Raw genomic sequence first — 12,505 nt, forward strand, 5'->3', positions numbered from 1 at the left:
CTTGAGAAGATAGAACTATGTACAAAATCGTTTTCATGCGTCACGGCGAGTCCACCTGGAACCTCGATAACCGCTTCACCGGCTGGACCGACGTCGATCTGACGGAAAAGGGCGTCAACGAAGCCAAGGCCGCCGGCCAGATCCTCAAGCAGGAAGGTTTTACGTTCGACGTGGCCTACACTTCCGTCCTGAAGCGCGCCATCCGCACCCTGTGGCTGGCGCTCGACGAGATGGACATGATGTATTTGCCGATCAAGAACGACTGGCGTCTGAACGAGCGCCACTATGGCGCCCTGCAAGGCCTGGACAAGGGCGAGACGGCCGCCAAGTATGGCGACGAGCAAGTCCTCGTGTGGCGCCGCAGCTACGACACGCCGCCGCCGCCGCTGGCGGAAGACGACGACCGCGCTTCGTTCAACGATCCGCGCTACGCCGGCTTGCCGAAAGCGTCGATTCCGCTGACCGAATGCCTGAAAGACACCGTGGCGCGCGTGATGCCGGCCTGGGATGAGGAAATCGCCCCGGCCATCCGCGCTGGCAAAAAGATCATCATTTCGGCCCATGGCAACAGCCTGCGCGCGCTGATCAAGATGTTAGATGGCATCAGCGACAGCGATATCGTCGGCCTGAACATCCCGAACGGCCAGCCGCTCGTGTATGAACTGGACGCCGACCTGAAACCGATCCGTCACTACTACCTGGGCGACCCGGCAGCGATCGCGGCAGCGCAAGCAGCCGTGGCGAATCAAGGGAAGGCCAAGTAACTTGTCGTCTTTCTTCCGCGGCACAGCCATCGCCCCCTCTGCTGAACGACCCCTGCCGGCGTGGCGCGCCGGTGCCATGCTGTGCCTGGCGCTGCTGCTTTCCAGCGGCGCCGCGCAGGGCGCCAAGCCCACCGAACGCAGCAAGCAGAAGGCGGCCGCGGAAGCACAACGTGCTGGATTGCAACAAAAGCTGACGGCGCTCAAGCGCGACATCAGCCGCACGGAAAGCGCCAAGGATGACGCGGCCGATACCCTGGCCGAGTCGGAAGAAGCCATTTCCAACGCCAACCGCGCCTTGCGCGACCTGGCGCAGGAACAAAGCGAGACGGGCGTGAAACTCAATGCGCTGGGGCACGAGCACGAGCAATTGACGGCCACCGTCGAGAAACAAAAGACGCAGTTGTCAAAGTTGCTGCGTGAACAATATGTCGCCGGCAACGAAGACCGCATCAAGTTGCTCTTGTCGGGCGACAACCCCAACCGCATCAACCGCGACTTGCAATTGATGGCGTATGTCTCGCAGGCGCAGGCGCGCCTGCTGGAAGCCTTGCGCGCCAACTTGCTGGCCGTGGAGAAAAACCAGGCGGACGTGCAGAACGCCAAGGATGAACTGGAAGAAATCGCGCAGGAAGAGCGCGACCAGAAGGCCCTGCTGGTGCAGGAGAAGGCGCGCCGCGCCGCCTTGCTGACGACCCTGTCGCAGCGCCTGGTGGCGCAGCGCAAGGAAGTGGGCAATGTCGAGCGCGACGAACAGCGCATGGGCAACCTGGTCGACAAGCTGGCCAAACTGATCGAAGAGCAGGCCGCGGCCGCCGCGGCTGAAAAGAAACGCCAGCAATTGCTGGCCGAGCAACGCGCCGCCGCCAAAGCGGCCGCCGACGCGAAGATCGCGGCGGAAAAACGCGAACGCCTGCTGGCCGCGCGCGCCAAGGCGGCCCAGGCGCAGGCCGAACGCGAACGCATTGCCAAAGAGCAACAAAACAAATCGGGCAAGATCAAGCCGCAGACGCCGCCTCCGCCACCCGTGAAACTGGAACCGATCGACGACGACGAGCCGCCGCAAGTGGCCAAGGTGACACCGAAACCGGAACCGAAGCCGGAACCGGAGCCGGAACGCCCGAGCCTGGGCCCGGCTGCGCCGGCCGGTGCCTTTGCCAGCCTGAAAGGGCAGCTGCGCGCGCCTGTGGCGGGCAAGATCGCGGCCCGCTTCGGCAGCAAGCGTGGTGACGGTCCCAGCTGGAAGGGCGTGTTCATCCGTACGGGCGAAGGCAGCGAAGTCCACGCCATCGCCGGTGGCCGGGTCGTGTTTTCCGACTGGCTGCGCGGTTTCGGCAATTTGATCATCGTCGACCATGGCGGCCAGTACATGAGTATTTATGGCAATAACCAATCCTTGCTGAAACGGGTGGGCGACGCCGTCAAGGGTGGCGATGCCATTGCCAGCGCGGGCAACAGCGGCGGCAACGAGGAATCAGGGCTATACTTTGAATTGCGTCATCAGGGCCGCGCCTTCGATCCCGCCACCTGGGTGAAGTTTTAAGTTCCCACCATTGCTGCGGCAGCGAATTTGTAGATTGCGAAGAATACATGGGTATCAAAGTCAAAAGTATCGGCCTGATCGGTCTGGGCGTACTGGCCGGCATCGGCATGTCGCTGCAGTTCCCGGCCGTGGCGCAGAAGATCACGAATGCCCCGCTGCCGCTCGACGAGCTGCGCCAGTTGTCCGACGTCTTCGGCCTGATCAAGTCCGATTACGTCGAGAAGGTGGAAGACAAGAAACTCTTGACGGAAGCCATTTCCGGCATGGTCTCGTCGCTGGACCCGCACTCCGTCTATCTCGATAAAAATGCCTTCAAGGAAATGCGCGAAAGCGTGCAGGGCAAGTTTGTCGGCATCGGCATCGAAGTGAGCATGGAAGACGGCTACGTGAAAGTCGTCTCGCCCATCGAGGACAGCCCGGCCGCCAAGGCCGGCATCCAGGCGGGCGACCTGATCACCCGTCTCGACAACATTCCGCTGAAGGGCTTGCAGCTGGAAGAGGTCATCAAGAAGATGCGCGGCCAGCCCGGCAGCAAGCTGGTGCTGACGATGTCGCGCAAGGGCGAAAGCAAGCCGCTGGTCTTCCCCATCGTGCGCGAGGAAATCCGCGTGCAAAGCGTGAAGGCCAAGATGGTCGCGCCCGGCTATGCCTGGCTGCGCATCGCCCAGTTCCAGGAACCGACCGTCGACGACATGGTCAAAAAGATCAACGCGCTGTATGCGCAAGACCCCAAGCTCAAGGGCCTGGTGCTGGACTTGCGCAACGATCCGGGCGGTGTCGTGCCGGGCGCCATCGGCGTAGCCACGGCATTTTTGCCGGGCAATTCCGTGATCGTTTCGACCAAGGGCCAGTTGCCCGAGTCGAAACAGGTGTTTTACGGCCGCCGCGAATTCTATGCGCCGCCCGGCGCCAAGGCCGATCCGCTGGCCAAGCTGCCGGCCGCGCTGAAAACCGTGCCGCTGGTGGTGCTGGTCAATGCCGGCTCCGCGTCCGCCTCGGAAATCGTCGCCGGCGCCTTGCAGGATTACCAGCGCGCCACCGTCATCGGCACGCAGACGTTCGGCAAGGGCTCCGTGCAAACCTTGCGCCAGATCACGGCCGACACGGCCGTCAAGCTGACGACGGCCCGCTACTACACGCCGAAAGGCCGTGCCATCCAGGCGCGCGGCATCGTGCCCGACTTGCTGGTCGATGAAACGGCCGAGGGCGACGGCTGGAACAGCCTGCGCGTGCGCGAGGCGGACCTGGAAAAACACTTGAGCAGCAACGATGGCAAGCCGGAAGCGGCCAAGCCGACGATGGAAGGCATGCAGGATCAATTGGAAGAAGAGCAGCGCCTGATCGCCACGGCGAAAAAGCGCAAGCCGCTCGAATACGGCGCCAAGGACGATTTCCAGCTGCAACAAGCCTTGAACCACTTCCAGGGCTTGCCGGTGCAGCTGGCCAAGGTGGACGCCAAGGTTGAAAAGATCGGCGCCAAGCCGGAAATCGCTTCCGACATCAAGGCCGATGACAAGAAGATTCCGGTGCGGAAGCCGTGATGCTTAACCCAATGCAAAAGCTGGGGGGCAGACGGGGACGCCGAGTCCCGGCGGGTCTGACCCCGTGAACGACAATCAACTGCTGCGCTACTCGCGCCACATCCTGCTTGATCAGATCGGCATCGAAGGCCAGCAAGCCTTGCTCGATGCGCATGTGCTGGTGATCGGCGCGGGCGGGCTCGGCTCGCCGGCGGCCATGTACCTGGCCGCCAGCGGTGTCGGCAAGCTGACCCTCGTCGATGACGACACGGTCGACCTGACCAATCTGCAGCGCCAGATCGCCCACACGACGGCCCGCGTGGGCCAGCCGAAAGTGCTGTCGGCGCGTGAAACTCTGACCGGCATCAATCCCGAGATTGAAATAGTGGCCTTGCAGGAGCGCCTTGACGGCGCGCGCCTGGCCGAACTGGTCTTGTCCTCCACGGTGGTGCTCGACTGCACCGACAACTTCGCCACGCGCCACGCCGTCAACCGCGCCTGCGTGACGGCCAGGGTGCCGCTGGTGTCGGGCGCCGTGATCCGTTTCGACGGGCAAGTGAGCGTGTTCGACCCGCGCACGGGCACCCAGCCCTGCTATTCCTGCCTGTTTCCGCAGGAGCAGCAGTTCACGGACGAGGCGTGCTCGACCATGGGCGTGTTCGCGCCGCTGGTCGGCGTGGTGGGTGCCATGCAGGCGGCTGAAGCGCTGAAACTGATCATGGGTGCGGGCGAATCGCTGGCCGGACGGCTGCTGCTGCTCGACGGTTTGCACATGGAATGGAGCAGCATGCGCGTCGCGCGCGACCCCGGCTGCGCCGTTTGCGGCAAAGTGGTCTTGCCGGCCTGACAGCCCCCGCAGAAATTTTTCCCTATATGACAGGCTTTGTCATATTTCCGCTTTATACTCTGCTCTCATTACTCACCTTCTTCTCTCTTTCTTATGCAAAACGCAGCAAACCATCCGATACGCCAGCGCCGCGCGCGCGGCTTCACTTTGATCGAAATCATGGTCGTGGTGGTGATCATGGGCATCCTCGCGTCGCTGGTGGTGCCCAAGCTGATTGCCCGCACGGGCGAGTCGAAAGTGGCGGCGGCGAAAGTCGACATCGCCACCGTGATGCAAGCGTTGAAACTGTATCGCCTGGATAACCAGCGCTACCCAACCACCGAGCAGGGCTTGCAGGCGCTGATCGAAAAACCGACCACGGGACCGGCCGCGAATGGCTGGAAAGCTGGCGGCTACCTGGAAAAGATGCCGAAGGATCCATGGGGCAACCCGTACCAGTTCCTGTCGCCGGGCGTGAAAGGCGAAGTCGACCTGATCTCGCTGGGCGCCGACGGCCAGCCCGGCGGTAGCGGCGACGACGCCGATATCGGTTCCTGGGAACTGTAAGTTTTCCATTGCATGCCTGCCATGACCACCGGCCGCGCACTGCCCCGGCCACGCGCCAGCGGCTTCACGCTGATCGAGCTGCTGGTGGTGATGGTCATCATCGGCGTCACCCTGGGCCTGGTCTCGCTGAACGCCATGCCGAATGGCCAGCAGGCGCTGCAAAAGGAAGCCGAGCGCATCGCCCTGCTGCTGCAGCTGGCGCGCGATGAAGCCATCGTGCGCAGCCGGCAGGTGGCATTCGAGGCGGACGAAAACCAATACCGTTTCCTGGTCCTCAATGAAAAGCTGTGGCAACCCGTGACGCAGGACGACTTGCTGCGCGAGCGGGCGTTTGCCAACACGCCCATGCTGCTCAGCGTGCAGCCATCGAACAGCGTGGCCCAGCCGCTGCGCATCATCTTCGGCCGCGAACCGGTCGACAAGCCTTTCGTGCTGACCCTGGCCAGCGGCGAGCGCAGCGTGGCCATCCGCGCCGACGGCATCGGCCACTTCACGGTCGAGCAATGATGCGGTTCCCATTCCGCCGCCGCCAGCGCGGTTTCACTTTGCTGGAAGTCCTGGTCGCCCTCGTCATCGTCGGCACGGCCCTGGGCGCCTCCTTGCGCGCCGTCGGCAGCCTGACGCAGAACAGCGATGGCTTGCGCAGCGCCATGATGGCCACCTGGTCGGCGGAAAACCATTTGGTGCGCCTGCGCCTTGCAAAAACCTTCCCGCAGACGGGCAAGCGCACGGTCGACTGTCCACAGGGCGATCTGAAACTGATCTGTGAAGAGGAAGTGGTGGCCACGCCGAATCCCCGCATCCGGCAAGTGCGCGTCAACGTGTACGACGTGCAATATCCGGCCCGGCGCATCGTGCGCCTGGTGTTGTTGGCGTTCAACGACTGATGGCGCGCCGCACTGTCCCTGCCGGCGGTTTTACCCTGATCGAGCTGCTCGTGGCGATCGGCATCCTGGCCATGGTCGCCGTGCTGGGCTGGCGCGGGCTGGACAGCATCATGCGTTCGCGCGAAGTGCTGACCAGCCAACTCGAGCAGGCACGCGGCATGCAGCTGGCGTTTGCCCAGATGCAGAGCGATTGCGACCACCTGGCCGGCGCCGGCCAGAATGCCAGCCTGCTCAATGGCCGTACCAATCTGACAGCCGAGACCGACCGCCTGACCCTGGTGCGCCTGGCCGCGTCGGAACAGGAGCCGCAGCAGTTGCAAGTGGTCACTTACCGCCTGCGCGGCGGCGTGCTGACGCGGCGCGAGTCGAACGGCACGCGCGATCTGGCCGTGCTCGACACCCTGTGGCAGGCGGCGCGCGACGATACCGATACCTCGAGCGCCGACGTGGCCCTGATGCGCGGCGTCGATAGCATGGTCATGCGCGGCTGGAGCAATGGCGCCTGGAACGTGCTGACGGCGGGCGCCGCCATTTCCACGCAAGTGCCGGGCCTGGAAGTGACCTTGCAGATGCCGGGCCAGGAGGCGGGCCTGTCCAAAGTCTTTTTATTGGGGCCGGGATGAGGACTTTTACACGTCCCTCGCGCCAGCGCGGCGTGGCCGTCATCACGGCCTTGCTGCTGACGGCGCTGGCGATTACCGTCGTTGCCAGCCTGTTCTGGCAGCAGCAGGTGCAGGTGCGTTCGATGGAAAACCAGCGTTTGCGCCTGCAGACGCAGTGGGCCATGCGCGGCATGGTCGACTTTGCCCGTTTCTGGCTGCGCCAGGATAATGTCACGCTGACGGCGCTTGACGGCGTCTGGGCCACGCCCATCGAGGAAGCGCGGCTTGACGATTATGTGGACCGCGAAAAGGTCGATACGGAAAAATTCGACGCCACCGTCTCGGGCCGCGCGCTCGATGCGCAGGCGCGTTTCAATATCACCAACCTGGCCGCCGCCACGGGGATTGTCAGCCAGCCCAACGTGCAGGCCTACCAGCGGCTGCTGTCCAACTTGCAGCTCGATAGTTCCCTGGCGCAGGCGACGGCCGATGCCGTGCTGCGCGCACGGCCGAAACCGCGCACTGCCGACAGCGGCGCCGACGGCAAGACGCCCTCCGCCACGCCCGCATCGGGCGGCAGCAGCGAACCGGTGGCGTTCACGCAGGTCGAGGATTTGCTGGCCGTGCCCGGCTATACGCCGCAGATGATCGAGAAACTGCGCGACTTCATCATCGTGCTGCCGAAACCGACCGCGGTGAACGTGAATACGGCCCTGGCCGAGGTGCTGTCGGCCGTCACCGACATGTCCGTGTCCGAGGCCAGCGCCCTGACCTTGAGCAACCCGCGTAAAAAGTTTGTCGATAGATCAAATTTCCAGAATAATATCAACGGCAAGAAACCGATCGACGGCGTGGAGATCGATGTGAAAAGTCAGTACTTCCTCACCGTGATCCGCGTGCGCCTGGACCGCGCCGCCCTTGATGCGCAGGCACTGGTGTGGCGCGAGCCGAATCCGCAGCGCACCACCAGCCTGGTCTGGTTGCGGGAAAATTAACAGCTGAAAGCGAGTCACTTTGACAATATTGTATATCCGTCACCCGGCCAAGGCGTCCACCGACAGCGCGCCTGCCTGCTCCTTCGTGCTGGCCGGCGACGGCGGCGCCCTGCTGCAGCAGGGCAGCGCGCCGCTGGGCAGCCTGGGCCAGCTGATCGCCGGTGCGCAGCGGGTGCTGCTGCTGCTGGCGGCGGCCGACGTGACCTTGCTGCGCCTGAAAACCCCGCCGCTGGCCGGCGCCCGCCTGCGCGCGGCCCTGCCGGGCCTGGTGGAAGAACACATCCTTGGCGACGCCCAGGATTGCCTGCTGGCTGCCGGCGCACCTGATGCGTCCGGCATGCGCACGGTGGCCGTGGCGCAGCGCGCCTGGGCCGAGGTCCTCGTGAAAGCCTTGCTGGCGCAGGGCGCGCGCAAGGTGGCGCTGCTGCCATCGCAGCTGTGCCTGCCCTTGCAGCCGGGCAGCGTGACGGCCGCCCTGCAGGCCAGCGGCGATGGCCTGGAACTGGCCTTGCGCCAGGCGCCGCAAGAGGGCCTGGGCCTCGTATTGCCGGCCCAGCCGCAGCAGGCACTGCTGACGACGCGCGCGTTTGCCGGCGACGTGCCGCTGACGGTCTATGTGGCGCAGGCCGAGCTGGCGCAGTATCAACAGCTGGCCGCCGGCATGGATGGCGTGACGGTGGAGCTGGATCACTGGGCGCACTGGATCGCCGGCGCCAAAAATGCGGGGCTGGACCTGGCGAGTTCCCTGGGCACGGCGACGGGATCGGCCACCGAATGGCGCCGCTGGCGCTGGCCGCTGCGCCTGGCGCTGCTGGCCGTGGTCGTCAACCTGGCCGGCATGAATATCGAATGGATGCGCTTGAAGCGCGAAGCCGCCACCGTGCGCACCTCGATGCAGCAAACCTTCAAGGCCGCGTATCCGAACGAAGTGCCCGTGTATGGGCTGGAAGCGGAACAGATGCGGCGCAATATCGCCGCCGCCCGCCTGCAAAGCGGGCAAGCCAGCATGGATGATTTCACGAGCATGAGCGCGGCCCTGGGCGAGGCGTTGGGTGGCCTGGCCGGGCGCGGCGTGGTGGCGTCGCTGGAATACCGCGAGCGCAGCCTGATCGTCAAGCTGAAACCGGACATGGTCGACGCCAGCGCCCAGGCGCAGGTGCGCGATGGCCTGGCCGCGCGCAAGCTGGCCTTGAATGAAACGGCGCCGGGCGTGTGGAAGATCACGCCGGCCACGGGAGCAAAAGCATGAGTGCAGCATTGAACAAGGTCCGCGCCGCGCTGACTGGCCAGGAACAGAACCTGCAGGCGTTCTGGACGGAGCGTACGCAGCAGGAGCGCAAGCTGCTGGCCATCGGCGGCGTGGTGGCGGGGCTGGCCCTCGTCTACGCCGTATTCTTCGAGCCTGCCTGGACGGGCCGCATCGCCTTGCAAAAGAGTTTGCCCGAGCTGCGCCAGAACGCGGCCCAATTGCAGGCGCTGGCCCGTGAAGCGGGCGAACTGGCGCGCCAGGCGCCCGTGCAGGTCGCGCCCATGGCCCGTGAAAGCCTCGATGCGTCGCTGAAAGCGCGCGGCCTGGCGCCGCAATCGCTGTCGCTGACGGGAGAGTACGCGCGCGTGCAATTGACCGGTGTGCCGTTCGCCAGCGTCATGCTGTGGCTCGATGGCTTGCGCCGCGAAGGCCGCGTGGCCGTGCAGGAAGCGAAGATCACGGCGCAGACCAAGGCGGGGCTGGTCGACGCCAGCCTGACCCTGCACCAGAGCCCGGGCGCGGCACGATGATGCGCCTGCTTGGCTGGCTGCTGGCCATCATCGTCAGCGTCTGCGTCACCCTGCTGGTGTTTTTCCCGGCCAGCTGGGTCGCTGGCATCGTGGAAAAGCAGACGGGCGGACGTTTGACCTTGGGCGACGCGCAAGGTACCCTGTGGCGCGGCTCGGCCTTTATCGGCGGGGCGGCCAGCGCGAATGGCGCCGTGACGCCGCTGCTGCCGGGGCGCTTCAGCTGGCGCATTTCGCCCTCGGTGCTGTGGGGATCGGCGGACGTGGAACTGCAGAACCCGCAGGCGCTGTCGCAGCCGGTGAACCTGCGCGGCTCGTGGTCGCACTGGCAAGTGAGCCCGGCGGCCCTGCTGCTGCCCGCCGATGGCCTCGGCGGCCTGGGCGCACCATTGAATACCGTGGCGCCGACGGGCAGCATGCGCCTGTCGTGGAGTACCTTGCAGCTGGCCCTGGAGCAGCGGCAGTTTTCCGCCGTCGGCCGCACCACCTTGCAGATGACGGACATGGCGTCGCGGCTGTCGTCCTTGCGTCCGCTGGGCAGCTACGAGCTCGATTTCGATTGGCAGGGGCAGCAGGCGACGTTGACACTGCGCTCCATCAAGGGACCGCTGCTGCTTGACGGCAGCGGCAGCCTGCAACAGGGGCGCATGCAGTTTTCCGGCCAGGCCCAGGCCGCAGCAGGATATGAAGAGACCTTGGCGAGTTTGTTGAATTTGCTGGGACAGCGCCGTAGCAATAGCGAAAAAAACATCATCGCCTTAGAGTTCAGACAATGAAAAAACCATCCGTGAGCCCCATTACCTCCTCCTTCTCGCTGCGCCGCCTGTCGGCCGCCGCCTTGCTGTGCTGTTCCGTGGCCGGCATGCCGGCACCCGTCTGGGCCGCGCCCGGCGATGAAGCGGCGCTCAATTTCGTCGGCGCCGACATCGAATCGGTGATCAAGGCGGTGGGCCATTACACCAACATCAATTTCGTCATCGACCCGCGCGTCAAGGGCACGATCACCCTGGTGTCGGAAAAGTCGATCAGCAAGACGCAGGCGTTCGGGCTGCTGGCCTCCGCGCTGCGCCTGCAAGGCTATGCGGTGGTCTCCGGCGACGGCTATGCGAAAGTGGTGCCGGAAGCGGACGCCAAGCTGCAATCCGTGCCGACCCAGGTGGGCAATGGCGCCAGCCAGGTGAAGGGCGACCAGATCGCCACCCAGGTGTTTTACCTGAACTACGAATCGTCGGCCAACCTGCTGGCCGTGCTGCGCCCCTTGATCTCGCCGAACAACACGATCAACGCCAACCCGGGCAACAACTCGCTGGTGATCACCGATTACGCGGATAACCTCAAGCGCCTGGCGAAGATCATCGCCGCGCTCGACGTGCCCGCATCGACGGACCTGGACGTGATCCCCGTGCGCTATGCGATCGCGTCCGACCTGGCCTCGATGGTGAACAAGTTGATGGAAGGCGGCAATGCGGGCGGCGCCGCAGGGGCCGACGCGGGCAAGGTGTCCGTGCTGGCCGACCCGCGCACCAATTCGCTGGTGCTGCGCGCGCCATCGGCGGCGCGCGCCAACCTGGCCAAGTCGCTGATCTCGAAGCTGGACCAGCCCACCACGCAGCTGGGCAATGTGCACGTGGTGTACCTGAAAAACGCGGACGCCACCAAGCTGGCGCAGACCCTGCGCTCGGTGGTGACGTCGGACGGCACGGCCGCGTCGGCGCAGCAGGGCAATACCAGCAACGCCGCCACGAATAACCAGATCAACCAGAACAACAGCGGCATGAACAGCACTGGCCTGGGCGGCAATACGCAAAGCGGCACCACGGGCGGCGCTTCGCTGAACAACGGGCCGCAGCAGCTGTCGTCGGGCGGCGCGGCCGGCTTCATCCAGGCCGACGCATCGACGAACACCCTGATTCTGACCTGCAACGAAGCCGTCTACCGCAACCTGCGCGCCGTGATCGACCAGCTCGACGTGCGCCGCGCCCAGGTCTACATCGAGGCGCTGATCGTCGAAGTGACGTCGTCCAAGGCCTCGGAATTCGGCGTGCAGTGGCTGGGGCTTTCCGGCGACAGCGGCAGCAACTACCGCGTGGGCGCGTTGCAATCGTTCGCTTCGGGCACCAGCAACAACATCGCCGCCATCGCCACGGGCGGCGGCAAGGTCTTGCCGACGGGCGGCCTGACGGTCGGCATCTTCAAGCAGATCAACGGCGCGCTGGGCCTGGGCGCCGTGGCGCATGCGCTGGAATCGGACGGCAACGCGAATATCCTGTCGACGCCGAACCTGATCACCCTGGACAATGAACTGGCGACCATCAAGGTGGGCCAGAACGTGCCTATCCTGACGGGCCAGTACACGAGCACGGCCGGCACCAACACGAATCCGTTTCAGACCATCGACCGCAAGGAAGTGGGCCTGACCCTGAAGGTGCGTCCGCAGATTTCCGAGGGCGGCACGATCAAGCTGGGCATCTATCACGAGACGTCGAGCGTGGACAAATCCACGGCGGCCGCCGTCAGCGGCATCACCATCAACAACCGCGTGATCGAAAACAATGTGCTGGCCGACGATGGCCAGATCATCGTGCTCGGTGGCCTGATCGAGGACAGCACGGGCGACAATGCGGAAAAAGTACGCGGCCTGGGCGACATCCCCCTGATCGGCAACCTGTTCAAATACCAGACGCGCGAGCGCAAGAAAACCAATCTGATGATCTTCCTGCGCCCCGTCATCGTGCGTAACAAGGAGCAGAGCGGCAGTCTGGCGGCCGACCGCTACGACTACATGCGTTCGGCCGAGACGGCCGCCGTGCCGGCCACGGGCAACCTGATGCTGAAAGACCTGGGCACGCCGGTACTGCCTGCCTTGCAGGATGGCCAGCCCGTGGGCGGCAGCATGGTGACGCGTCCCGTGCCGCCGGCACCGACGCCGCCGCCAGGCGCGCCGGCCAACGCGGCCACGCCGCCGCAGCCGCTGCTGCAGCAATACCAGCAGCAGCAATTGCCGCAACAGCAGAAGTGATGGGGCAGT

13 protein-coding genes are annotated in these 12,505 nt (G+C 64.9%); all 13 read left to right on the forward strand.

The genetic code is table 11. From position 1 onward, the window contains the following. Positions 1-17 precede the first annotated feature (17 nt). The 13 genes from gpmA to gspD all read left to right on the forward strand — a co-directional run bounded on the left by gpmA (position 18) and on the right by gspD (position 12,496). Positions 18-764: a 2,3-diphosphoglycerate-dependent phosphoglycerate mutase gene (gene gpmA / locus V3C40_RS19230; protein ID WP_034753030.1), complete on the forward strand. Its 747-nt coding sequence runs from the start codon at positions 18-20 to the stop codon at positions 762-764. A 76-nt stretch (positions 765-840) separates the two neighbouring features. After that, positions 841-2,304 carry a murein hydrolase activator EnvC family protein gene (locus tag V3C40_RS19235; RefSeq protein ID WP_034753032.1) on the forward strand — a complete coding sequence of 488 codons (1,464 nt, stop codon included), beginning with the start codon at positions 841-843 and terminating at the stop codon, positions 2,302-2,304. Between the two features lie 47 nt (positions 2,305-2,351). Continuing rightward, entirely contained in the window at positions 2,352-3,845 is a 1,494-nt protein-coding gene (locus tag V3C40_RS19240; protein ID WP_034753035.1) for a S41 family peptidase, read from the forward strand. Between the two features lie 64 nt (positions 3,846-3,909). After that, entirely contained in the window at positions 3,910-4,671 is a 762-nt protein-coding gene (locus tag V3C40_RS19245) for a HesA/MoeB/ThiF family protein (RefSeq protein ID WP_331778266.1), read from the forward strand. A gap of 93 nt (positions 4,672-4,764) precedes the next feature. After that, a complete protein-coding gene (gene gspG / locus V3C40_RS19250) occupies positions 4,765-5,217 on the forward strand; it encodes a type II secretion system major pseudopilin GspG (RefSeq protein WP_058051125.1) in 453 nt (150 codons plus the stop codon). A gap of 12 nt (positions 5,218-5,229) precedes the next feature. Then, complete coding sequence (locus tag V3C40_RS19255; protein ID WP_046681998.1) at positions 5,230-5,724, forward strand: GspH/FimT family pseudopilin; 495 nt, start codon at positions 5,230-5,232, stop codon at positions 5,722-5,724. Continuing rightward, positions 5,721-6,104 carry a type II secretion system minor pseudopilin GspI gene (gspI, locus tag V3C40_RS19260; protein ID WP_070304515.1) on the forward strand — a complete coding sequence of 128 codons (384 nt, stop codon included), beginning with the start codon at positions 5,721-5,723 and terminating at the stop codon, positions 6,102-6,104. Before V3C40_RS19255 ends, gspI begins: the two co-directional genes overlap by 4 nt. Beyond that, a complete protein-coding gene (locus V3C40_RS19265; RefSeq protein ID WP_331778267.1) occupies positions 6,104-6,727 on the forward strand; it encodes a PulJ/GspJ family protein in 624 nt (207 codons plus the stop codon). Before gspI ends, V3C40_RS19265 begins: the two co-directional genes overlap by 1 nt. Continuing rightward, positions 6,724-7,701 (forward strand): type II secretion system minor pseudopilin GspK, encoded by a 978-nt coding sequence (gene gspK / locus V3C40_RS19270; RefSeq protein WP_331778268.1) that lies wholly within the window; start codon positions 6,724-6,726, stop codon positions 7,699-7,701. Before V3C40_RS19265 ends, gspK begins: the two co-directional genes overlap by 4 nt. A gap of 19 nt (positions 7,702-7,720) precedes the next feature. Beyond that, positions 7,721-8,950, forward strand: coding sequence for a type II secretion system protein GspL (gspL, locus tag V3C40_RS19275; RefSeq protein WP_331778269.1), 1,230 nt, complete (start codon positions 7,721-7,723; stop codon positions 8,948-8,950). Next, positions 8,947-9,480 carry a type II secretion system protein GspM gene (gspM, locus tag V3C40_RS19280; RefSeq protein ID WP_072455811.1) on the forward strand — a complete coding sequence of 178 codons (534 nt, stop codon included), beginning with the start codon at positions 8,947-8,949 and terminating at the stop codon, positions 9,478-9,480. Before gspL ends, gspM begins: the two co-directional genes overlap by 4 nt. After that, positions 9,477-10,253 carry a type II secretion system protein N gene (locus V3C40_RS19285; RefSeq protein ID WP_034753051.1) on the forward strand — a complete coding sequence of 259 codons (777 nt, stop codon included), beginning with the start codon at positions 9,477-9,479 and terminating at the stop codon, positions 10,251-10,253. Before gspM ends, V3C40_RS19285 begins: the two co-directional genes overlap by 4 nt. Beyond that, positions 10,250-12,496, forward strand: coding sequence for a type II secretion system secretin GspD (gene gspD, locus V3C40_RS19290; protein WP_034753053.1), 2,247 nt, complete (start codon positions 10,250-10,252; stop codon positions 12,494-12,496). The genes V3C40_RS19285 and gspD overlap by 4 nt, the downstream gene beginning before the upstream one ends. Positions 12,497-12,505: the final 9 nt, after the last annotated feature.

The sequence above is a fragment of the Janthinobacterium sp. LS2A genome (genome assembly GCF_036543145.1).
In the GTDB taxonomy this organism is placed as follows: Bacteria; Pseudomonadota; Gammaproteobacteria; order Burkholderiales; family Burkholderiaceae_D; genus Janthinobacterium; species Janthinobacterium aestuarii.

What these genes read in the sequence shown, in the direction of transcription:
- gpmA (WP_034753030.1), top strand. Translation starts at nt 18, where the DNA reads ATGTACAAAATCGTTTTCATGCGTCACGGCGAGTCCACCTGGAACCTC.
- V3C40_RS19235 (WP_034753032.1), top strand. Translation starts at nt 841, where the DNA reads ATGCTGTGCCTGGCGCTGCTGCTTTCCAGCGGCGCCGCGCAGGGCGCC.
- V3C40_RS19240 (WP_034753035.1), top strand. Translation starts at nt 2,352, where the DNA reads ATGGGTATCAAAGTCAAAAGTATCGGCCTGATCGGTCTGGGCGTACTG.
- gspG (WP_058051125.1), top strand. Translation starts at nt 4,765, where the DNA reads ATGCAAAACGCAGCAAACCATCCGATACGCCAGCGCCGCGCGCGCGGC.
- V3C40_RS19255 (WP_046681998.1), top strand. Translation starts at nt 5,230, where the DNA reads ATGCCTGCCATGACCACCGGCCGCGCACTGCCCCGGCCACGCGCCAGC.
- gspI (WP_070304515.1), top strand. Translation starts at nt 5,721, where the DNA reads ATGATGCGGTTCCCATTCCGCCGCCGCCAGCGCGGTTTCACTTTGCTG.
- V3C40_RS19265 (WP_331778267.1), top strand. Translation starts at nt 6,104, where the DNA reads ATGGCGCGCCGCACTGTCCCTGCCGGCGGTTTTACCCTGATCGAGCTG.
- gspK (WP_331778268.1), top strand. Translation starts at nt 6,724, where the DNA reads ATGAGGACTTTTACACGTCCCTCGCGCCAGCGCGGCGTGGCCGTCATC.
- gspM (WP_072455811.1), top strand. Translation starts at nt 8,947, where the DNA reads ATGAGTGCAGCATTGAACAAGGTCCGCGCCGCGCTGACTGGCCAGGAA.
- V3C40_RS19285 (WP_034753051.1), top strand. Translation starts at nt 9,477, where the DNA reads ATGATGCGCCTGCTTGGCTGGCTGCTGGCCATCATCGTCAGCGTCTGC.
- gspD (WP_034753053.1), top strand. Translation starts at nt 10,250, where the DNA reads ATGAAAAAACCATCCGTGAGCCCCATTACCTCCTCCTTCTCGCTGCGC.